We start from the raw sequence: 21041 nt of genomic DNA on the forward strand, positions 1-21041 counted from the left end.
GGCCCCGCGTTGCCGGAGACGGTTAATTGTCGTCTCGGGTCTGTTCACCGAAGCTTTCCGGAATCGCGGTACGGAAGGAGTCTGCCAGTCGGCGCTGGGTATCTACATAAAGCGGCGCTGACAGCTCACTCTGCCCTGCCGGGCGGGAGTCACGCTGCTGGTTAAGCAACCAGTCAGTCACTGTCTCGGATTCATTACTGACAACCTGCCCGGAAACACCAAAGCTATAGGTTTGCTGGGGCTCCGCTGCCAGAACCGCTCCAGGCAACACGAGTATCAAGGCCAGTTTTTTCATTGTCGGGTCCTCCCGAACTGTTCACTGAGTTTCTCGGCATAGGCGATTTCATCCTCCGAGAACCCATAATTGGACTGTAACGCTTGCAGCCCCTCACGGTCATCGGTCATCAGATAGGCCACTGCCAGGTTCTGACGAACCGGTCCCTTGCCATTCGCCAGCTCCAGAGCGGTTCGCAACTCGAAGGCGGCATCTTCATAGCGCCCCACCAGCATCAACGCATAGCCATAATCATTACGCACCTGAGAGGTGGCGGGCGCAAGGCTTCGTGCACGCTCCAGATGCGACAGTGCCGCCATGACCTCATGCCGCTTTAGCAGAACCATACCCAGCCCATGGCGGCTGCGACCATCATCACAGCGGTTGGCCAGGGTCCGGTATACCTGTTCGGCCTCATCAAGCTTGCCGGAAGCTGCCAGCAACTGGCCGTATCGCAACCAGTGGTCGATTGCGCCCATCGGCTTGCTTTCCAGCTGTGCCAGAGCCGCATAATTGCGCCCCTTGGCCATCAGAGTATCAACCATTTCCAGATCCACGCGCTGCTCTGGCTGCAATGCGTCCTTGCAGGCAATTGCTGATACATCCACTGTGCCGGGGGCCGACTCCGGCACTGACTGGTGGGCACAACCCGCCAGCAATACCAGTGCTCCCCAAACCATGCCACGCATGTTGTTACTCCCTTGTTATCGTGCCAATGCATCGGCGATGGAAATCACCGCCGGTCCGCCGATCAAGATAAACAGTGCTGGCAGCATGAACGCCATCATTACCACCGTCATCTTGGCGCCGATCCGGTTAGTTTCCTCCCGGATGCGGCTACGTTCCACGTTCTGGGCTTCTTCAATAATCTGATCCAGGCTAGCTGAGACACCCGCCCCCAGTTGGCTGCTTTGCTTCATCAGCACCACATAGCTACGCAACACTGGAATACGCTTGTTTTCACCCAGTTCATCCAGCGCCTGTGTGCGCTCCGCACCAGACTTCATCAGCCGGTTAAAACGATCTATCCGCATAATGAGAATGGGTAGAAGTGGTCGACCCTGGCGGCCGATGATACGCAGCACTCGTTCCAGCGAGAGACCCGCCTCCACCAGCATCCGCGTCATATGACAAAGCTCCACGGCTTCCAGATTCTGTCGCAATTCGGCCTGAGCGCCCATGCCGCGAATCATCCGCCGCGGCACAATAAATCCCGCTGCCGATGCCAGCAGGCCACCCAACAGACCGAACACCAGAAATCCCACTAGAGCCACCAGGCCCGGCAACAGCCAGCAGGACAGCAGGTAGATAACCTGGGATTGTTCGCGGCTTTTGCCCATGCCTGCCAACGCCTGGCGAATCTCCTGATAATCGCCGGAAGCGACAGAGGAGTCCGTCAATGCACTGGAAAGCTTCCAAAGCCAGAACCCCCGATCCTCATCGTCCCGATGACTGCCGCTATCCTGCAAACGCTGACTAACGCGCGCACGCAGCGCCCAGTCCCGGGTCTTGTATACCAGCCACAAGGACAACGCAGACAGAAGAATGGCGACTATCAGCAGCGCATTATTCACGGCCCACCCCCTGGATCATTCGCCAGATCACCAGCACGCCCACACCCTGCAGGATGCCGGCGATCATCAGCATGGTATGGCCGGTATCCGTGTTCAGCAGAACCTCGGCATACTTCTCGTTGATCAGCATCATGTACGCAGCCATACCCAGTGGCAGCAGGGTAAAGGCACCGGCTGTAAAACGGGTTTCAGCCGTTGAGGCAAGAAATTCCCGACGCAGCTCCTGCTGGGAGCGAAGCGAGGTGGCCACCTGCTCAAGTACCGGCCGAATGGAGGAACCAAACCGGGCAGAAGTGCGTAATGCAATGGAAACCAGCACCAGAGACGACACCTGATAAAGTCTGGAAAAATCTTCAAACAGGCCGGTGTAATCCCGTCCCGATTCAATGGCACTGCGCAACCGGAAGGTCAACGGCGCAAACACGGGTGGCGCATCCTGAAAAGATTCCAGCAGGGACGCTTCCAGAGACCGGCCCGCACTCATATAACGCAAAGTGGATTCCATGATTCCAGGCAGGGACTCAAAAATCATGCGTCGCTGTTGCTGGAAGCGAAACCGCCAGTACATCCACAGGCTCGCCGCCAACAGGGCCAGCACTACAGCAGCCGCAATGAACCCCGAAGATGCCAGCACCAGCACCACGATCAGGAAGATAACAATACCGAGTAACGACAACTGTACTCTGGACAGGCGGATATCGGCCCGCAATAACAGCCGCTCCAGCGGCCCCGCCACCACTCGCACCTGTCCCGGCTCACCACCGATTTCCATCCGCTGCTGCAAACGCTGGCGCACCCGCTCGGTGAGCAGGCTACGTTGCCGGTAGCGAAACCAGACGAGCTGCATCAGCACGGTCAGCACGGCAATAATGCCGAGCATCTGCGCCATGCCGAGCAACTCCACCGCACTCATGCCTGACTCCTGTACAGGTAATCCATGTGATAGAGATCATTTTCCGTAGGCGTCAGCGCCACCACCTCGCTGACGCGACGGCGACCATCGGGCAACCTTTCCAGCTGAATGATGATATCCAGCGCCGAGCCGATCAGTCGGCCGATAGCGGTTTCGCTGGCTTCATAGCCACTGACCGCCAGCAAGGTTTCGATCCTCACCAGAGCATCGCGGGTGCTATTGGCATGAATGGTGCTCATGGAACCATCATGGCCGGTGTTCATGGCCTGGAGCAATTCGATGATCTCGTTGGAACGTACCTCACCGAGGATAATCCGGTCCGGGCGCATCCGCAGGGCGTTGATGACCAACTCCCGGGCACTGATTCGGCCCCTACCCTCTGTGTTGGCCGGGCGGGTTTCCAGACGAACCACATGGGGATGGTTGAGCACCAGTTCGGCAGAATCCTCAATGGTGAGGATGCGCTCCTGGCGAGGAATATACTGGCTGATCAGGTTCAGCATGGTGGTCTTACCAGTACCCGTACCGCCACTAATAATGATATTTCGCTGCGATTCCACTGCCTTGACCATGGTGTCCAGGCACGCTTCGGTCAGGGAGCCGCTGTCAATCAGCTCCTGTGCGCTCAGATGGTTACCGGTGAATTTACGGATACTGATACTGGGGCCGTCCAGAGCCAGCGGCGGAATGATCGCATTGACCCGGGAACCATCCGGCAGCCGGGCATCCACCATGGGGCTGGATTCATCCAGCCGGCGCCCCAGGGGAGCCAGCATGCGACGAATCACCCGTACTACATGGTCATCATTGATGAACCGCACCGATGCCTTTTGTAGCACCCCGGCCACCTCAATAAAGACGCTGTCCGGACCATTGACCAGAATATCGTTGATCCGCGGGTCTGCCAGCAAAGGCTCCAGCGGCCCGTAGCCGGTCACTTCGTCCAGCGTATCGCGCACCAGCTGATTAAGGTCCTGGGTGGACAGGGGCACCCGGTTAAGAGCGATATGCTGCCCTGCGGCGGTTCGGACAAAATCCGCAAGCTGATCTCGGCCGGTATTACCTACCTCGATGCCTTCTTCATCCAGCCGCTCCACCACCCAGCGATGAGTGCGATCCTTGAGGTGCTGGTACTCCGCGTCGATTCGTCCCGCCACAAGTGCTCCTGCTATCCGTTGCTACGCAGTCGTTGCCACCAGCTCTCGCCGATACTGTTTTCCTGCTGGGACTCCAGTTTGTTCATCAACGTCTGCAAGCTACGACTGTAACGACAGCGGGAAGATTGCTCCTGAATCGGCAGTCCACTGTTCATGGCCATCAGGCGATGACGCCAGTCCATGGGCAATCCACCCAGCAGGCTCACTCCGGCGGTCTCCGACAGCTCATCCAGCCCCGGTGGCACCTTGCCTTCCATGCCATCCACAACAAGATGAACCTGGCTATCGCGGCCAAGGTGAGAGCGCCATTCATTGCCCAGGGTCCGCACGGCATGGGCCTGGTCCACCAGCGGCTGCATGGTGATCAGCAGATGGCGGGCATGAATACCCAGCGCCCGCACCCAGTGACGGCTCTCCAGAGTGCCCACATTGATCACGATGCGATCGAACATCTGCATCAGGTGGTTGAGCGCGATAAACAGATCTGCGCTGCGATCTCCCTCCAGCTCGCGGCTATCGATACCGCCGGCCAGCAATCGTAGCCCTGGCCGGTACTCTTCCAAAGCGGTGCCGATCAGGGTTTCATCCAGGGTTTCCGGGCTCGCCAACAAGTTCTCCAGGGTGTATTCGTTATGCACATCCAGATAGAAAATACCGCGCTCGGCGGGCTGGGTATCGATGGCCAGGCAGCGCTCATTGGGGAACAGGCGGTTCAACCCCAACGCCACGTTCTGAGCCAGAAAACGGGTGTCCACCGTGGGGCTCGCTGCTGCAACCAGGGTCAGATTATTGGTGGCCGAACGGGCCTGATCATCATAGTGACCGACTCGCAGCAGCTGATGGCGACGCAAGCGATCACGGACATCGCCGGCTTCACTGCCTGCCACAAAACAATCCCGGGCACCGGCGCGCATGGACTGCAGCAGCAATTCCTGATTGGCGCGGGCGCAAACGGTAATCACGGTTACCCAGGGGCGAGCACTGGTCAGGGCAGTGATAATCGCCAGTGACTGGTCCATATCCACTTCGGAAATTTCCACCATCACGACATGGGCCGTAGTGGCTTCCAACAACCGCAGCACCCGGGTCAGGTCACTGCGGCTGACCTGCTCCAGACGGAAGGGTTCATCCACCACCCGTTCCAGCCAGGCCTCGATGCCTTCATCGTCAACGACGGAAAGAACAATGTCATGATCACTCATAGCATCACCAGCTCAGGCCGTGACGAATGGGCTGAGAACCACGGCGGCTTTCCGTGGCCATATCCAGCCAGCCCATACTGCTGCTGTGGTAGCCCGCGCCAGGCAGGGTCACCGGAGGTTCGGTGCTTTGCTGTGGCGTCACCAGATGAGGCGTCACCACCATCACCAGCTCCTTGTCACTTTTCTCGATACGCGAAGAACGGAAAAAGGCACCCAGCAGCGGGATATTGCCGATACCCGGCAGTCGATTGCTGTTATTGATAGTGTTGCGGCTGACCAGACCACTAATGATAAAAGTCTCTCCCGGCGCCAGAGACACGGTGGTCTCAGCACGCCGCACCCGCAGGCCCGGCACCGCCACGCCACCGGTTTCCACACCGGCAGAGAAATCCAGTTCGGATACTTCCGGCGCCACCTTGAGAATAATCTGTCCGGCATCAATCACCGTAGGGGTCAGACTCAGGCCAATACCGAATTCCTTGAACTCAATCTGTATCCCGGTGTTATCACTGCGAATCGGAACGGGAAACTCACCGCCTGACAGAAAACTGGCGCTCTGTCCGGACAGGCTGGTCAGAGAGGGCTCTGCCAGGGTGTACGCAAAGCCGCCGGCCTCGAGGGCATTAATGGCCAACACTGAATTGGGGCCAAAGCCGAACAGATTGAAGCCGTCTGAACTCAACGGCGCCGGCACCACTCCCGGCACCTGGAAGCCAGCCCCGGGAGGGGCAATCCCCACGGCAGACTGGCCATCATTAAAGACATTGCTATAGCTCATACCCAGTTGATTGAGCTCGGAACGGCTTACCTCGAGCACGCGGATATCCGTTTGCACCTGAGTACCAAATGGCAATGCGGATCCCAACGTTGTTGCAACTACCACGGTGCTGCGAAGTGGCTTTGACTCGCCACGCAACCATACCGATATCACCGCCGAGCCCTCAGCCTTGGCCGTCAGCAACAGCTCTTCACTGCCGGTCACGGTTAGCGCTGCCACCTTCGGGTCGGAAGTCGCTACCTTGGCCACAGCGGCCGGAAAGTTCAGAACTTTCTGATCTCCAGGCGCAACTCGCATGGTGCCTTGAAGGGTTTCCGCCTGCGCCACCATGGCAAGCGACAGGGATAACCACAGTGCCAGGCAGGTCCCGGCCCCCTTCCACAACCACTTAACGCACATAAGTGCTCCTTGACTCTGATCCCTCATACACTTCCACTTTCTGGCCCGGTGTCGCCCGTGGTGCAGGTGCGCGGGCCGCCGGGAACAGATCCTTGTAATAAACCGGTTTGGCTTTATTTTCTTCGTCGCTGTCGTCAGCAGCCTTGTCTTGGCTGGCCACCACCGCCAATCGCAACGTACCCTCTTCCGAGGCAAGCAACAGTGTCGGCACCTTCTCTTTCGGTACCGCCAGTACCACGGTGTTGTTGCGGCGCTGGGCCTCGCGATCCTGGTCACTGCTAGCCGCAGCCATGGCACCCTTCACGGCAAGCACCTGAAGGCTGCGCAACAACACCATGGCAGCCGGGTTGTCCCGTTCCGATTTGCGAAAAGACACCGCCACATCCACCAGATCGCCAGGTTGTAGCAAACCTCCGGCCATGACCACATCATCCACCCCTACCGCCACGGCGCGGAAGCCGGAGGGCAGAGTGCTGGGCAGGGTGCCACCAGGCTCAAGATGGTTTCGGGAAAGTAGCTCGCCCGGGCGGGCGTATTGACGTAATTCCTTGCCGACCACCTTTTCATCAGCAGTCAGCACATTGGGGATGGGCGCCGGCGAAGATACTACCGCCAGAGCCTCTTCATCCAGGGAGTCACCGATATTGAGACTTTCAGTAACGACCCAATAGCGGTAACTGGGCGTTTCCTGATCGCGCACTTCCTCGCCGGAGGCGTTATCGCGGACTACCAGCGACGGTGCCGGGTCGCGACTTAATCCCACCAGCGCCAGTATCAGCGCAACCAATGCCACCGCCAACGCCGGCAGCATGTAGAGCAGTCTTGATCCCATGTTCTCTCCGGAACATCCCTGTCAAATATTGATTCTTTTGCCGATCCGCATCCTAAATCAAAACGCGGCCCGGGCATCCACATCCAGTTGTGCCGGCAGTGGGGGGAAATCCCCCAGCATGCCAAAACTCAACACCGGCACAATCGGGTTGGTTTGATAGTTGGGGTATACCAGACTGCAGCGAAGCACTTCCACCCCCCCCGCAATGGTTTCCAGCCCACAGGCCGAAGCCGTATTCAGATTATCTCTCAGACTTTCCGGTAACTGCGCCACCAGGCCAGCCAGAGCCGTGTTGGCCCTCTGTGATACCGCTGTGCCGATGTTACTGGCCTGGTTTTCGGACCGGTCCACATACAGCGCCGTTGATACTGCGGTATCCACGGCGGCCTGCATCCGATACTGGGCAAAGAAAGTCAGGCCGTAGACCGCCGCGCCATAGAGCATGGCAATCACAAAAGGGAACAGCATCAGAAACTCCAATGCTACCGCCCCAGTCCATCTCCGGCGAGTCAGCATACTTTGCATCCGAATGGCGATTAAACTCTACGAGCCACCAGCGTTGGAAGCGTCGGTAAACAGATCTGTAAATGCCGTATTAATGGTGGTCTGGACAGTCTCATTCGTTGCCAAAACACCAATAATGATAATCAGTGCCGCAGCCAGCACAATATATTCAAGCGCACTAGCGCCACGCTGGTTACGTGCTCGCCCCGGCAATTGGGTGTACAGGCGGATCATCAACAAACGAAACATATTTTTAAAGGTACTCATAGTGCTCTCCGTTGCACGTTCCTTGATGTGAACATTGCGTAAATTCATATGCGAAAAAGTGAATTACTCATTTAATGCTATGCATCCGTGAAGTGCATCACAACTTTCACTGCGTAGTGTTTTGTTGCGATGTACCGCTTTCTGTAAACGTAGCACCAGAGTACCGGCAGCAGCATGGCAAAAGCCCCATTCGGGCCTGAAAGGTGACGAACGGTGTTTCAAAAGCACAGAATTGCACGTATGCGACAGACAAAGGTTGTGACTTTGTGATATCGATTTGAATATCGGCAAACTATTGCCTCCCCGCAGAAGGAAATTTGCCGCAACCATCCGGCAAAAGGCACCTTAACCAACTTTTTTGACCTTCCCGGCAAGATTTCGGACATAAAAAAACCCGGAACAGAATCCCGGGTTTTTTTATGTCCGTTGCCAGGCAGGCAGGAAGAAAATCGTTACTTGATCTTCGCTTCCTTGTAGGCCACGTGCTTGCGCACGACCGGATCATACTTCTTGGTTTCCATCTTTTCAGGATGGAGACGCTTGTTCTTGGTGGTAGTGTAGAAGTGCCCCGTGCCAGCAGAGGACACCAGGCGGATTTTTTCACGAATAGGACCGGCCATGGGTTAGCTCCTTAATTAGCCTTAAACACGCTCGCCGCGAGAACGGATATCAGCCAGCACGGCATCAATCCCTTTCTTGTCGATAATACGCATGCCCTTGGAGGTCACACGCAGGCGCACAAAGCGCTTCTCGGACTCAACCCAGAAACGATGGTGGTGCAGATTCGGCTCGAAACGACGCTTGGTCTTGATGTTCGAGTGAGAAACTCTGTTGCCCGTTACAGGGCGCTTACCGGTCACCTGGCAAACCTTGGACATTGTCTTGCTCCGTAAATCTTCTTGCGGGGGGACGGTAGAGCCCCGGAAAAGGCGCGTTTTATACCAATCCGCCGGTCAAGTTTCAAGCTAAATCTTGGATATTCGACCGGAAGGGCCAGGATTCAGGGACTTACCTCCGCCTTGCCAAGACCTGGCAGGGCGAAAATACCCCGCAGAGAATCTTCGCAACGCCACTATAAGGCCCCTCTCGAGGCCAGCGACACCCAGCCACCATCACCGATCACCAGATGATCCAGCACCCGAATCTCCATCAGCCCCAGCGCCTCCACCAGCCGCCGGGTGATGGCATGGTCGGACTGGCTGGGTTCCGCCACACCGGAGGGGTGATTGTGAGCCAGAATCACTGCCGCCGCATTGTGCTCCATGGCCCGGCGCACCACCTCCCGCGGATACACCGCTGCCGCATCGATAGTGCCCTGAAACAACTGCTCAAAGGCAATCAGCCGATGCTTGTTGTCCAGAAACAGGCAGGCAAACACCTCGTAAGGCAACCCGCGCAGGCGAGCAGTGAGTAACTGCCCGGCCTTGTCCGGATTATCCAGCGGCAAGCCCCGCTCCAGAGGTTCAGCCAGATAACGCCGCCCCAGCTCCAGGGCCGCCAGCAACAAAGCCCGCCGGGCAGTGCCCATGCCCGGCAGACGGGCCATACGCTCCGGCCCGGCATCCAGCAAGGCGCGCAGCCCGCCCCCTGCCAACAACTGTGTTCTGGCCAGATCCACCGCTGTCATACCCTGCTGCCCGGTGCGCAAGAAAATCGCCAGCAGCTCCGCATCACTCAGTGATTCCGCCCCTCTTGCCAGCAACTTTTCCCTGGGCCGCTCATCCGTCGGCCAGTCAGTTATCGCCACAGGAACGCTCCACACGGCATGGAACCACGCAACATGGAATAATCAGACATCACGCCGCCTCCAGCTTTCTCAGCACGCCCATAGCCCTGGGCGATATTGGACGGTATTCCCAGCGCCGCTTTTTGCATCTGGCCAGCCAGCCCAGAGCGTTTTTCTCTCGGCCACCACTTGGTCATCCCATATACCGCTTCGGCCAATTCCACCGCTCCCAGCCAAACTCGCAAATTTCTATAGCGCCGATTCTCTCTCTCCACCTTTTCGCCCCTGATCTTTTCCGTGTTGCGTGCTTGCATGCTGCGTGCCGCGCCTCTTTTACAGTGCTACCCTATGCGCCTCGATTAATAGCATTCCGGGGGCAGCATCGGCAGACGAGATTTGCCATGATTGCCGTCAGCCAATAAGGGTTCTCGCATGCATCGTCTGGTGAACAAACGCATCCTTCTGGGAGTCACGGGCGGGATTGCCGCTTATAAAGCCGCCGATCTGGTTCGTCGCCTGCAGGATGTGGGTGCCCAGGTGCGGGTGGTGATGACCCAGGGAGCCTGCGAATTCATTACCCCATTGACCATGCAGGCCCTGTCCGGGCATCCGGTCCATACCACCTTGCTGGACCCCAACGCGGAAGCCGCCATGGGCCATATCGAGCTGGCCCGATGGGCGGATCTGGTACTGATTGCCCCGGCCTCAGCCAACTTCATGGCGCGTCTCGCTCATGGCCATGGCAACGATCTGCTCGCCACCCTCTGCCTGGCCACCGGCGCCCCCATCGCCATCGCTCCGGCCATGAATCAGCAGATGTGGGCGGACACCAGCACCCAGAAAAACCTGCTGATCCTGCAGGAAAAGGGCATCAAGGTATTCGGCCCCGGCAGCGGCAGCCAGGCCTGCGGCGAAATCGGCGCAGGGCGGATGCTTGAGCCGCTGGAGATCCTCCAGCATGCCGCCGAGGTATTCGATTACCAGCTACTCACCGGCAAACATGTGGTGATTACCGCCGGCCCTACCCGCGAGGCCATCGACCCGGTGCGCTATATCACCAACAAGAGTTCCGGGAAAATGGGCTTCGCCCTGGCCGAGGCCGCCGCCGAAGCCGGTGCGCGGGTCACCCTGATCGCCGGGCCGGTCAATCTGCCGACCCCGTCGCGGGTAGACCGGGTGGACGTGAGCCGGGCGGTGGACATGTTCGATGCCTGCATGAAAACCGTGGACGAGGGCTGTGATGTGTTCATTGCCACTGCCGCCGTGGCCGACTACCGCCCCACCGTCACCGCCGACCACAAGATCAAAAAATCCACCGAGGAAATTCACCTCACCCTGGTGAAAAACCCGGACATCGTGGCGTCGGTGGCAGAACACGACAAACGCCCCTTCACTGTGGGCTTCGCCGCTGAAACCCGGGATGTGGTGGCCTACGCCCAGGCCAAACTGGTGAACAAGAAACTGGATATGATCGCCACCAATGATGTGTCCGGCAGCAACGTGGGCTTCAACAGCGACAACAACGCCCTCACCGTCATCTGGCCCGGTGGCCACAAGGTGTTGCCGCTGGCCTCCAAGGCCCAGATTGCCAAACAACTGATCGAACTGATTGCGATACGGTATAAAGATTAATAACGCCTGACGCCTGACGCCAGATGCCAGACGCTCAGCGCGTCCGGCGTTCAGCGTCAGGTGTCCGGCCAATCAGGAACTGATTCCATGAAACTGCAATACCGCGTTCTCGACACCCGACTGGGCGACGCAATTCCACTGCCCCATTACGCCACCGACGGCTCCGCCGGCCTGGACCTGCGTGCCATGGTCAAAGAACCACTGACACTGGCACCGGGGCAGACCGAATTACTGCCCACCGGCATGGCCATCCACATCAGCGATCCCGGCTATGCGGGCATGATCCTGCCGCGCTCCGGACTGGGCCACAAACACGGCATAGTGCTGGGCAATCTGGTGGGGCTGATTGATTCTGACTACCAGGGCGAGCTGATGGTGTCCTGCTGGAACCGGGGCAACCAGCCATTCACCGTGGAACCCGGCGAGCGAATCGCCCAGCTGGTGATCGTACCGGTGATGCAGGTGCAACTGGAACAGGTGGAGACTTTCACCAACACTGAGCGGGGCAGCGGCGGTTTCGGCCACAGCGGCCGTCACTGAGCCTAACCTGAAGCCATGACTTCAGCGCGGATGGATGGCATAAAAATTTGTTGTCACAGCGAGCTTTCTGAAGAAGTCTCGTATCAGAGAGTACGATTGACTGAAGACTTTTCTTCAGAAAAAACGGGTCTGTGGCGGCAAAGGCTTGTGTCAGACGCCGCGCCGCCATCACGGATTCAGGTCTAATCCGGAGGGGATATGGGGAACAACAAGAAGAACAATAAAGGCGCCGACGTCAGCGTATTCAAGCCACTGGCGCCCCTGCTGATTGCCGCCCTGGCGGCCATCCTGGTGGCCGGCAGTGCAACCTGGTTTTACCAGACGAGGGTGGCAGACGCGGCACAACAACAGCAAGCCGCCACGCAGCTTGCTCAGTCCATCGCCAACCTGGCCCAGAGCCATATCAAGGCACACCAGCAGCAGCTGGCATTGCTGGCCACCCGTAACGATATCGACCAGGCACTATCCACTGACACCGTCGCCAACTTCAACGCCCATCATCACCAATGGCTGCCGGATGCCAGCCTGCGCCTGGTGCCACGCCGTGGCGCGAACACCGACGATTTCAGCTATACCGCACAGCAACTGCTCAAGGAAGTGCGTCTGGGCCAGTCACCGGGCCCGGCCATCATCGCCGGCCAGCCCCCCACCCTGATTCTGGTGAAAGCCACCCGCACCCAGAGTGGCGCCCTGCTACTACAAGTGCCTCTGAGCGTATTGGCAAAAAGCCTGCAAGACCTGGCGCCCGCCGGTAGCCAACTGCAGGTAACATTCGCTGGCAGCAACCTCTTCAGCCAGCCCGACAACAATAATGGCACCCGTGTCGACGCCACTTCTGGCCAGGTGCTTGTCCAACTGACGCTGCCCCCCACCGACAGCAATCTGCTGATGATCAGCACCATCGTTGTAGCCCTGGGCATCGTGTTGTTATTACTCGGCACCTTGTTGGTCAACCGCTTGCTGGCCCGGTTTCTCAAGCAAGACTGCGCCGAACTGATTCGTTACTGCGATGAACTGGCGCGCCAGCCCGGCGTCAGCGCCCGCAATCACTTCCATTTTCCGCTTTTCAGCACCGTCAACGACGCCCAGGCACGCATGGCAACCAAGCTTCGTGAGCGGGGCGGCCCACACCGCTCTGCTGTCAAAAAACAGTCGGAAGACCTGGTCGTGGTGGAAGAAAATGACGACAGCATTCTGCTGATGGACGAGAAACAAGGCGAGACCCTCCCGGACAGCATCTTTCGTGCCTACGACATCCGTGGCGTGGCCGGCGACACACTCACCGCCCAGGGTGTGTATCTGCTCGGCCGCGCCATCGGCACCGAAGCTGGCGACGCCGGCCAGCAAAGCGTACTGGTGGCCCGGGACGGGCGCCTGTCCAGCCCGGAGCTGAGTCGCTCTCTGATCAAGGGCCTGCTGGAATCCGGTCGTGATGTCATCAATCTGGGGCTGGTGCCCACCCCGGTGCTCTACTACGCCACCGAAGTGCTGGAAACCCGTAGCGGCGTCATGCTCACCGGCAGCCACAATCCGACCAGCCACAACGGCCTGAAGATCGTTATCAATGGCGACACTCTCTACGGCGAACGCATCACTGCCTTGCAGGAACGCATCCGCAACAAGGCCTTCAGTGAAGGCAAGGGCCGCGAGGAGGAACGCGATATCGCCGATCGTTATCTGGACGATATTCTCAGCGATATCGTGCTGGCACGATCCCTCAGAGTCGCCATAGACTGCGGTAACGGCGCTGGCGGCGAACTGGCGCCACGCCTTTTCCAGCAACTTGGCTGTGAAGTAACCTCTTTATACACCGATATCGACGGCAACTTCCCCAATCACGCCCCCGACCCGGGCAATCCGGACAACCTGGCCGACCTGATCCGCATCGTGCAAGAGGAAAATCTGGATCTTGGCCTGGCCTTTGATGGCGACGCTGACCGGGTTGCAGTGGTCACCAACAGCGGCGAAATCATCTGGCCCGACCGCCTGTTGATGCTGTTCGCCAAGGATCTGCTGGGGCGCAGCCCGGGCGCAGACATTCTCTTTGACGTAAAATGCAGCCGGGCTCTGCCGGCCATTATCCGCAAGAACGGTGGCCGCCCGATGATGTACAAGACCGGGCATTCACTAATCAAGGCCAAAATGAAAGAGTGCGGTGCGCCACTGGCCGGCGAGATCAGTGGCCACATCTTCTTCGCCGACCGCTGGTTCGGCTGCGATGACGGCCTGTACGCCGGCGCTCGTCTGCTGGAAATCCTCTCACTGCAGGATGACAGCGCCGGGCAGGTGTTCGACGGCCTGAAAACCGGTCTCACCACCCCGGCCCTCTACATCGATGTGAGCGAAGAAAACAAGTTTGCCCTTGTGGACGCCCTTGCCGCTCGCGCCGAACAATTCGCTGGCGGCCGGCCCACTACCATCGATGGTTTGCGGGTGGACTTCCCGGACGGCTGGGGCCTGGTGCGCGCCTCAAACACCACGCCGTCGTTGGTGGCCCGCTTCGAAGGCCGCGACGAGGAAGCCCTGGAAAGGGTCAAGGAACAGTTCCGCAAGCACCTTCAGGCCGTGGACGACAGCCTGGAATTGCCATTTTGAGTTAGAATCAAGCAGTCGAGGAGTTGAAAGTTCAAAGTGCAAAGTTGAAAAGCGTGGGCAAGGCATTTTGTATTCGGCAAGGTCGCACCCGCGTTCGCGCCAAGGATGAAGCGCGGAGCAAAATATTTTCGGTTAGCGTGGTGCCATCTTCACGTTTCAACTTTGAACTTTAAACTTTCAACTCCCCGGCTAACGCTAATACCCTAGGAGATCCAATGGACACCAACAGTGCCCACGACACTGCCCGGATTCTGATCGAGGCGCTGCCCTACATTCAGCGCTTTTCCGGTGCCACCGTGGTGATCAAGTACGGCGGCAACGCCATGGAAAACGACGAGCTGAAAAACAGCTTCGCTCGCGACGTGGTGATGCTGAAACAGGTTGGCCTCAACCCGGTGATCGTTCACGGCGGCGGCCCACAGATCGGCAGCCTGCTGGAACGCCTGGGCAAGGAATCCAAGTTTGTTCAGGGCATGCGCGTCACTGATCAGGAAACCATGGACGTGGTGCAGATGGTGCTCGGCGGCCTGGTCAACAAGGACATCGTCAACCTGATCCAGCACAACGGCGGCCAGGCCATCGGTCTCACCGGCAAGGACGGACGCCTGATCAAGGCCCGCAAGATGCTGCTCAAGGCACAGGACAAAAACGACCCGGCCCTGCAGACGTCGGAAATTATCGACATCGGCCATGTGGGCGAAGTGCAGGGTATTGATACCACCATCATCGACCTGATTGCCGGCAGTGACTTTATTCCGGTAATCGCCCCCATCGGCGTGGATAAAGATGGCGTTAGCTACAATATCAATGCGGATCTGGTGGCCGGCAAAATGGCCGAGGTGTTGCGCGCCGAAAAATTGATCCTGCTCACCAATGTGGCGGGCCTGAAAGATAAACAGGGTAAAGTACTCACCGGCCTTAGCGCCGAACGGGTCGATGAACTAATCAAGGACGGCACCATCCACGGCGGCATGCTGCCCAAGATCGGCTGCGCCCTGGAAGCGGTAAAAAACGGCGTACACACCGCTCACATCATCGATGGGCGGGTATCCCACGCGGTGCTGCTGGAAATCCTTACCGATCAGGGGATCGGGACCCTGATCAGCAAGGACTGAGACTGTAGGAACCATGCTCGCATGGCGAACATGGCAATGCCCTTCAGGACTTCGCCATGCAAGCATAGCTCCTACGAAGGCTGACAATATAACAACGGGAACGACGCTACATGACCGAAAAAAAACCGTCGCGCAAAGAGCAGATTCTGCAGTCGCTCGCCCATATGCTGGAAGCCGGCCCCGGGGGACGTATCACCACCGCCGGCCTGGCTCGGGAAGTGGGAGTTTCAGAGGCGGCGCTGTACCGGCATTTTCCCAGCAAGGCGAAGATGTTCGAGGGGCTGATCGAGTTTATTGAAGAGGCGATCTTCTCCCGCATTAATCGCATTACCGAAGAAGGAAATGCCACTGGCCAGGTGGAACAGATCCTGACCCTGATGCTGGCTTTTACCGAGCGCAACCCGGGGATTACCAGGCTGCTCACCGGTGATGCCCTGACCGGCGAGAATGAACGACTGCACCAGCGCATCCAGCAGTTCTATGATCGGGTGGAAAGCCAGCTCAAGCAGGTACTGCGCGACGCAGAGCTGAAGGAAGGGCTGCGCACCCGGACCACCCCCACCATTACTGCCAACCTGTTGCTGGCAGTGGTTGAGGGCCGTATTGCCCAATTCGTTCGCTCAGGCTTCAAAGCCCGTCCCAGCCAGGACTGGCAGACGCAGTGGGAATTGCTGATCCCAACCCTGTTCCGGGAATAGTCCTGTAGCCGCCAGCCTGCAGGCAGGCGGCTACAGCAAAGGGGCAAGGTTAACGTTCTGTCTTCTCGATTTCCTTCAGTCGCTGGATAATAGGCGCATATTCCTTTTTCGCCGCGTCGATATCGGTTTCGAACTCCACCAGCTTTTCTTCTGTCAGCTCAATCTGGCGCTTCAGGCGCTCAATGGCCTCCTGAACGCCATCCGGCACATCGCGACCGGCTCGCTCATTCCGGGCCGCTACTGCAATCTCGTCATCAAGCTTCATCTGTAGCTGGGCCAGGCTGTTTTCTTCATAGCTGATGCTAAGCTCCAGGGCATCGATCTTGCGATCCATGGCACGTACCGCATCTTCCGGCCCCGCATACAGGCGCACGAGCTCCTTGTCTTCACGGGCCTGACGAGCCCGCTGCAGACGAACCTCCCGGGCCTCTTCGTCATTCAGATTAACGCCGTCCACATCTTCCAGGACCCGCCCGTGCTGATCCAGCAGCTGATAACCGCTACGCATGGCGTCAGTGGTCAGAGTACGGTTCAGGTGAACCACTCCATCGGCAGTCACATGCCGAAAATAGGCCCCGTCCGGCATGCGCTCACTGGCGCGTTGTCCAAATCGCGCAGCCAGTGTTGGCGCCGACAGAATCAACACCAGAATCAGAGCAATACATCTCATTATTATTCCACTCCATAACGCTCCCGGTACTGCCGCATACGGTACACCATGGGCTCGCTATCCGGTTGCTGTTCCAGCCAGTGGATAATATCGTTCATCGCCACGATACTGCCCACCGGCACCCCCAACGATTGCTCCACTTCCTGAATCGCCGACAGCCCCCTCCCTGCTTCGGAAGGCTCCTTGCCGCATTCCTGACGATCCAGTGCCACCATGACCCCCGCCATGGTGGCATCGGTCTTCTCGAACAGCGCCGCCACTTCACGGATCGCAGTACCCGCAGTGATCACATCATCAATTACCAGCACCCGGCCCTGTAAGGGCGCCCCTACCAGCCAGCCGCCTTCGCCATGATCCTTGGCTTCCTTGCGGTTGAAGGCCCAGGGCAAATCGCGACCATGGTGTTCGGCCAGCGCCACCGCCACCGCTGCCACCAGTGGAATGCCTTTATAGGCCGGCCCGAACAGCATATCGAATTCCTGCCCGGAGGCGACGATGGCGTCCGCATAATAGCGACCCAGCCGCGCCAGGGCCTCACCGGTATTGAAGGTGCCCGCGTTGAAGAAGTACGGGCTCTTGCGACCGGACTTGAGGGTGAATTCGCCGAATTTCAGCGCTTCACGCTCCTGGGCAAAACGCAGAAAATGCTTCTTGTAGTTCTTCATTGTCTGTCCTTACCAGCCCAGCACCTGCTGTTGGGCCTGAATGATTTCACCAATGCCCTTTTCCGCCAGCCCCAGCAGAGTGTCGGACTGTTCGCGGGTAAAGGGAGCCCCTTCGGCAGAGCCCTGGATTTCGATAAAGCCGCCTTGCTGAGTCATGACCACGTTCATGTCGGTACCGGCATTGGAATCTTCGGCATAGTCCAGATCCAGCACCGGCTCGTCCTTGTAGACCCCCACGGATACTGCGCCGACCAGACCGGTGAGCGGGTCATCCTTGATCTTCTTGGTTTCCAGCAAATGGGAAAAGGCATCCACCAGGGCCACGCAGGCACCGGAAATGGATGCGGTGCGGGTGCCGCCATCAGCCTGCAGTACATCACAATCCAGAAAGATGGTGCGCTCACCCAGCTTTTTCATATCTACGGCAGCACGCAGGGAACGACCGATCAGACGCTGGATTTCAAGGGTACGGCCACCCTGCTTGCCCCGGGAAGCCTCGCGACCGGAGCGGGTGTGGGTGGAACGGGGCAGCATGCCGTACTCGGCAGTGATCCAGCCCTGGCCCTTGCCCTTCAGAAAGCGCGGCACACCTTCCTCTACGGACGCGGTACACAGCACCTTGGTATCCCCGAAAGCGACCAGCACACTGCCCTCGGCGTGAACGGTGTAGTTGCGGGTGAAGCTCAGTTCACGCAGCTGATCGTGGGCTCGGCCGGAAGGACGCATGGAAACTCCTGAAGTGTCTTGAATGCAAAAGGGCCGCCATTGTAGCAAAGGCAGGGGCGGTTATGCCTGCCTGGTGGGTCATTAGGCCCGATGGGCCCTCGTGGTCTAGACTAAGGGGCCTTTCCAACAGCTGTTTCGAGGTTCACATGATCTGCAGTATGACCGCTTTCGCCCGCGCCGACCGTCATCTGGAAGGCTACAGCCTGGTCTGGGAGATCAAAGCCGTGAATCATCGCTACCTGGAGGTGAGCCCGCGTCTGCCCGATGCCTTGCGCGCCCTGGAAAACGGCGTGCGTGAGAAATGCCGCAAGGCGCTGGCCCGGGGCAAGGTGGAAGTGACCCTGCGCTACCAGCAGGACGATAGCGAGGTCTCCCTGGAGCTCAACGAGGAGTTGGTAAAGCAGCTTTCCGACGTGTCCCGCCGGGTCGGTGATATCGTCCAGCATCCGGGCCAAGTCAACCCCATGGAAATCCTGCGCCATCCTGGCGTGCTCAGCGCCCGCAAGCTGGATGTGGAACTGCTGCAGAACGAATCCCAGTCCCTGCTGGATGAAGCCCTCGACGCCCTTATCGACACTCGCCGCCGGGAAGGCGAGCAACTGGGCCAGCTGATCGTCGACCGGCTGGATGGCATCGGCACCCAGATCGATATCGTCAAAGCCGCCATCCCCCGCATCAAGGAAGCCCAGCGCGAACGCCTGCGTACCCGCATTCAGGATGTGATCGAGTCCCCGGACCCGGACCGGCTGGAGCAGGAGCTGGTGATGCTGGCCCAGAAAATGGACGTGGACGAAGAGCTGGATCGCCTGGTTACCCACGTCAGCGAAGTGCGCCGCATTCTCAAGAAAGGCGGCCACATCGGCCGCCGCCTGGATTTCCTGATGCAGGAACTCAACCGCGAAGCCAACACCCTGGCAAGTAAATCCGTGGACAGCGAGACCACCGCGGCAGCGGTGGAACTGAAAGTGCTGATCGAGCAGATGCGGGAACAGATCCAGAATATCGAGTAAAATCCAGGTAAGTCCATAATCGTATTTAATACGTTGTTTTTAAAGAATTAAATTCGAAACTCAATCCATGGAAATCCACTGCCATCCACCACTATCCAGACAAAAGTGGTGGGCAAAATGGTGGGCAAAAACGTGACTTTTCCCTCCCTGACACCTATATTGACCTGAAATGGTGGGCAGCCATCAAGAGACTGCCTGCATACCATTGATAACAGAGAATTTTTCTCTTTAATCAACAAAAAAAAAGTGGTGGGCAGCCTGTTTTTATAGGCTCAAACGCCACAAGGTCAAAATGAGCAAACTCAGCGCCACTCAGATCAAGTCCCTGGCAAAGCAGGCCCCCAAGAAGCATACCGATGGTGGCGGCCTCTATTTCTGCGTGCGCAAGTCAGGCACGCCCTACTGGATGCTGCGCTACAGCGCCCAAGGCAAGCGCCACGAGATTACCTTGGGCCAATACCCCCAGATGTCCCTGGGTGACGCCCGGGAAGCCGCTGTGCTGACCAAGCAAGGCATCCGAACGGGCACCGACCCAATCCAGGAAAGGGCCAAAGTTGTCCAGCCCGACATCCGCACCGTCAAAGACCTCTTCCAGGACTGGCATGAGACCGATCTGTCCCGGCGCCTGAAACACCCCAACATCCCCAAGCGCATCTACCAGAAAGAAATCCACCCGGTGATCGGCCTCTACCCGATTGCCGACGTCACCCCAAGGGATATCCGGGCCGTCCTGCAGCGCGTCCAGCGCAGCAACCGCCCCACCATCGCCAATGACACCCTGATGTACATGAAGCAGCTGTTTCGTCATGGCATCAAACTGGACCTGTGCCAGAACAACCCGGCCAGTCCCTTCACCGTCAGCGACGCCGGCGGCGTCGAAGCCAGCCGGGAGCGCACCCTGACGCTGGAAGAAATCGAACATTCCTTTGGGGTCTTCCGGGAGCACATCAGCAGCTTTGGTCGAGACAACTATCGGGCCTGCTGCTTGTTCCTGGTGCTAGGCGTGAGAAAAAGCGAGCTATGCGAGGCCCGCTGGGAAGAATTCGACCTCGAGGCCGGAATCTGGGATCTCTCCAAAGAGCGCAGCAAGACTGGCGCATCGATCACCATCCCTCTGCCAACCCAAGCCATTGAGTGGCTAAAGGTACAGCAAGGCCATGCCTGCGGCTCCCCCTATGTGTTCCCTGCCAGGCGCGCCAGCAAACGCCCCCACATGGGCCCTGACACCCTGAACCGCGCCATTTCCAAGCTATTTGGCCGAGAGGCTGGCCGGAAGGTGCAGCCACCCAACAAAATGGACGACTTGGAACACTTCACCATCCACGACCTGCGACGCACCTTCCGCAGCCTCGCAGCTGCGGAAGGTGTGCCGAGCCATGTGGCGGAGAGGTGTTTGAATCACAAGCTGAAGGGGGTTGAGGGGATTTATGATCGGTATGATTATTTTGAGGAGCGAAAAATAGCTCACCAGCGAGTAGCCAACGCCATAGAAGCCTTAATACACCTATGATGTACAGGTGTGTTTAGGCTGTATTTATTGACTATCGACAACCATAAGCCAAGACCCTGAACTACAACCTATACAAAGAATCGGGATTTTGATGGACTCGCTTGGACACCTCTGGACAATCAGCAGCCTGCATCACACAACAGCAAATGTGGCCACGAATCGCTGTCCTGCTACCCTGCGCCGCCCAATGGCTTATGCATAATCTTTTAACCTGATCCAGCTCCCTAGCGCCACAGGTTGTCGCTTCTGCCTCG

24 protein-coding genes are annotated in these 21041 nt (G+C 58.3%); 7 read left to right on the top strand and 17 right to left on the bottom strand.

What is annotated here, in order from left to right:
* Nucleotides 1-22: 22 nt before the first annotated feature.
* The 14 genes from B3Q33_RS16000 to B3Q33_RS16065 all read right to left on the bottom strand — a co-directional run bounded on the left by B3Q33_RS16000 (nucleotide 23) and on the right by B3Q33_RS16065 (nucleotide 9940).
* Complete coding sequence (locus B3Q33_RS16000) at nucleotides 23-295, bottom strand: hypothetical protein (RefSeq protein ID WP_035248672.1); 273 nt, start codon at nucleotides 293-295, stop codon at nucleotides 23-25.
* Nucleotides 292-963: a tetratricopeptide repeat protein gene (locus B3Q33_RS16005; protein ID WP_035248674.1), complete on the bottom strand. Its 672-nt coding sequence runs from the start codon at nucleotides 961-963 to the stop codon at nucleotides 292-294. Before B3Q33_RS16005 ends, B3Q33_RS16000 begins: the two co-directional genes overlap by 4 nt.
* A 15-nt stretch (nucleotides 964-978) precedes the next feature.
* A complete protein-coding gene (locus tag B3Q33_RS16010; protein ID WP_286829352.1) occupies nucleotides 979-1848 on the bottom strand; it encodes a type II secretion system F family protein in 870 nt (289 codons plus the stop codon).
* Nucleotides 1841-2761: a type II secretion system F family protein gene (locus B3Q33_RS16015; protein ID WP_035248678.1), complete on the bottom strand. Its 921-nt coding sequence runs from the start codon at nucleotides 2759-2761 to the stop codon at nucleotides 1841-1843. The genes B3Q33_RS16010 and B3Q33_RS16015 overlap by 8 nt, the downstream gene beginning before the upstream one ends.
* The gene (locus tag B3Q33_RS16020; RefSeq protein ID WP_035248681.1) at nucleotides 2758-3918 is read right to left on the bottom strand and encodes a CpaF family protein; all 1161 of its coding nucleotides are present in this window, start codon (nucleotides 3916-3918) and stop codon (nucleotides 2758-2760) included. The genes B3Q33_RS16015 and B3Q33_RS16020 overlap by 4 nt, the downstream gene beginning before the upstream one ends.
* An 11-nt stretch (nucleotides 3919-3929) precedes the next feature.
* Nucleotides 3930-5120, bottom strand: coding sequence for an AAA family ATPase (locus B3Q33_RS16025; protein WP_035248683.1), 1191 nt, complete (start codon nucleotides 5118-5120; stop codon nucleotides 3930-3932).
* Nucleotides 5121-5124: 4 nt separating this feature from the next.
* Nucleotides 5125-6297: a type II and III secretion system protein family protein gene (locus B3Q33_RS16030; RefSeq protein ID WP_232222095.1), complete on the bottom strand. Its 1173-nt coding sequence runs from the start codon at nucleotides 6295-6297 to the stop codon at nucleotides 5125-5127.
* A complete protein-coding gene (gene cpaB / locus B3Q33_RS16035) occupies nucleotides 6287-7129 on the bottom strand; it encodes a Flp pilus assembly protein CpaB (RefSeq protein WP_035248685.1) in 843 nt (280 codons plus the stop codon). The genes B3Q33_RS16030 and cpaB overlap by 11 nt, the downstream gene beginning before the upstream one ends.
* Before the next feature lie 57 nt (nucleotides 7130-7186).
* On the bottom strand, nucleotides 7187-7654 hold the full coding sequence (locus B3Q33_RS16040) for a TadE/TadG family type IV pilus assembly protein (protein ID WP_035248687.1): 468 nt from the start codon (nucleotides 7652-7654) through the stop codon (nucleotides 7187-7189).
* 18 nt (nucleotides 7655-7672) lie between these two features.
* On the bottom strand, nucleotides 7673-7900 hold the full coding sequence (locus tag B3Q33_RS16045; RefSeq protein ID WP_035248689.1) for a Flp family type IVb pilin: 228 nt from the start codon (nucleotides 7898-7900) through the stop codon (nucleotides 7673-7675).
* Nucleotides 7901-8352: 452 nt separating this feature from the next.
* Nucleotides 8353-8520, bottom strand: a complete 168-nt coding sequence (rpmG, locus tag B3Q33_RS16050) for a 50S ribosomal protein L33 (RefSeq protein WP_007151127.1) — start codon at nucleotides 8518-8520, stop codon at nucleotides 8353-8355.
* Nucleotides 8521-8541: 21 nt separating this feature from the next.
* Nucleotides 8542-8778 (bottom strand): 50S ribosomal protein L28, encoded by a 237-nt coding sequence (gene rpmB / locus B3Q33_RS16055; RefSeq protein ID WP_035248690.1) that lies wholly within the window; start codon nucleotides 8776-8778, stop codon nucleotides 8542-8544.
* A 194-nt stretch (nucleotides 8779-8972) separates the two neighbouring features.
* Nucleotides 8973-9647 carry a RadC family protein gene (radC, locus tag B3Q33_RS16060; protein ID WP_272975152.1) on the bottom strand — a complete coding sequence of 225 codons (675 nt, stop codon included), beginning with the start codon at nucleotides 9645-9647 and terminating at the stop codon, nucleotides 8973-8975.
* Complete coding sequence (locus B3Q33_RS16065) at nucleotides 9638-9940, bottom strand: four helix bundle protein (protein ID WP_052042915.1); 303 nt, start codon at nucleotides 9938-9940, stop codon at nucleotides 9638-9640. Before B3Q33_RS16065 ends, radC begins: the two co-directional genes overlap by 10 nt.
* A gap of 118 nt (nucleotides 9941-10058) precedes the next feature.
* Between B3Q33_RS16065 and coaBC the strand changes: the two genes are divergently transcribed.
* From coaBC to slmA, 5 genes are all read left to right on the top strand, one after another.
* Nucleotides 10059-11258, top strand: coding sequence for a bifunctional phosphopantothenoylcysteine decarboxylase/phosphopantothenate--cysteine ligase CoaBC (coaBC, locus tag B3Q33_RS16070; RefSeq protein WP_035248694.1), 1200 nt, complete (start codon nucleotides 10059-10061; stop codon nucleotides 11256-11258).
* Between the two features lie 87 nt (nucleotides 11259-11345).
* Nucleotides 11346-11798: a dUTP diphosphatase gene (gene dut, locus B3Q33_RS16075; protein ID WP_035248696.1), complete on the top strand. Its 453-nt coding sequence runs from the start codon at nucleotides 11346-11348 to the stop codon at nucleotides 11796-11798.
* A gap of 198 nt (nucleotides 11799-11996) precedes the next feature.
* Entirely contained in the window at nucleotides 11997-14393 is a 2397-nt protein-coding gene (locus tag B3Q33_RS16080) for a phosphomannomutase/phosphoglucomutase (protein ID WP_035248698.1), read from the top strand.
* 215 nt (nucleotides 14394-14608) lie between these two features.
* The gene (argB, locus tag B3Q33_RS16085; RefSeq protein ID WP_035248699.1) at nucleotides 14609-15508 is read left to right on the top strand and encodes an acetylglutamate kinase; all 900 of its coding nucleotides are present in this window, start codon (nucleotides 14609-14611) and stop codon (nucleotides 15506-15508) included.
* A 110-nt stretch (nucleotides 15509-15618) separates the two neighbouring features.
* Complete coding sequence (gene slmA, locus B3Q33_RS16090; RefSeq protein ID WP_035248701.1) at nucleotides 15619-16206, top strand: nucleoid occlusion factor SlmA; 588 nt, start codon at nucleotides 15619-15621, stop codon at nucleotides 16204-16206.
* Nucleotides 16207-16255: 49 nt separating this feature from the next.
* On the opposite strand, the gene B3Q33_RS16095 is transcribed toward slmA, so the two are convergent.
* Genes B3Q33_RS16095 through rph form a run of 3 tightly spaced genes read right to left on the bottom strand, consistent with a single transcriptional unit; the run spans nucleotide 16256 to nucleotide 18267 of the window.
* Nucleotides 16256-16876 (bottom strand): hypothetical protein, encoded by a 621-nt coding sequence (locus tag B3Q33_RS16095; protein WP_035248703.1) that lies wholly within the window; start codon nucleotides 16874-16876, stop codon nucleotides 16256-16258.
* A gap of 2 nt (nucleotides 16877-16878) precedes the next feature.
* Nucleotides 16879-17541, bottom strand: a complete 663-nt coding sequence (pyrE, locus tag B3Q33_RS16100; RefSeq protein WP_035248706.1) for an orotate phosphoribosyltransferase — start codon at nucleotides 17539-17541, stop codon at nucleotides 16879-16881.
* Nucleotides 17542-17550: 9 nt separating this feature from the next.
* Nucleotides 17551-18267: a ribonuclease PH gene (gene rph / locus B3Q33_RS16105; protein ID WP_035248709.1), complete on the bottom strand. Its 717-nt coding sequence runs from the start codon at nucleotides 18265-18267 to the stop codon at nucleotides 17551-17553.
* A gap of 158 nt (nucleotides 18268-18425) precedes the next feature.
* Here rph and B3Q33_RS16110 point away from each other — a divergent pair, with 158 nt between their 5' ends.
* Both B3Q33_RS16110 and B3Q33_RS16115 read left to right on the top strand, forming a co-directional pair.
* Nucleotides 18426-19277 (top strand): YicC/YloC family endoribonuclease, encoded by an 852-nt coding sequence (locus B3Q33_RS16110; RefSeq protein WP_272962922.1) that lies wholly within the window; start codon nucleotides 18426-18428, stop codon nucleotides 19275-19277.
* Nucleotides 19278-19569: 292 nt separating this feature from the next.
* On the top strand, nucleotides 19570-20787 hold the full coding sequence (locus tag B3Q33_RS16115; RefSeq protein WP_063508271.1) for a tyrosine-type recombinase/integrase: 1218 nt from the start codon (nucleotides 19570-19572) through the stop codon (nucleotides 20785-20787).
* Nucleotides 20788-21041 lie beyond the last annotated feature (254 nt).

It is taken from the genome of Alcanivorax sp. UBA3183 (genome assembly GCF_002364155.1).
Lineage (GTDB): Bacteria > Pseudomonadota > Gammaproteobacteria > Pseudomonadales > Alcanivoracaceae > Alcanivorax > Alcanivorax jadensis.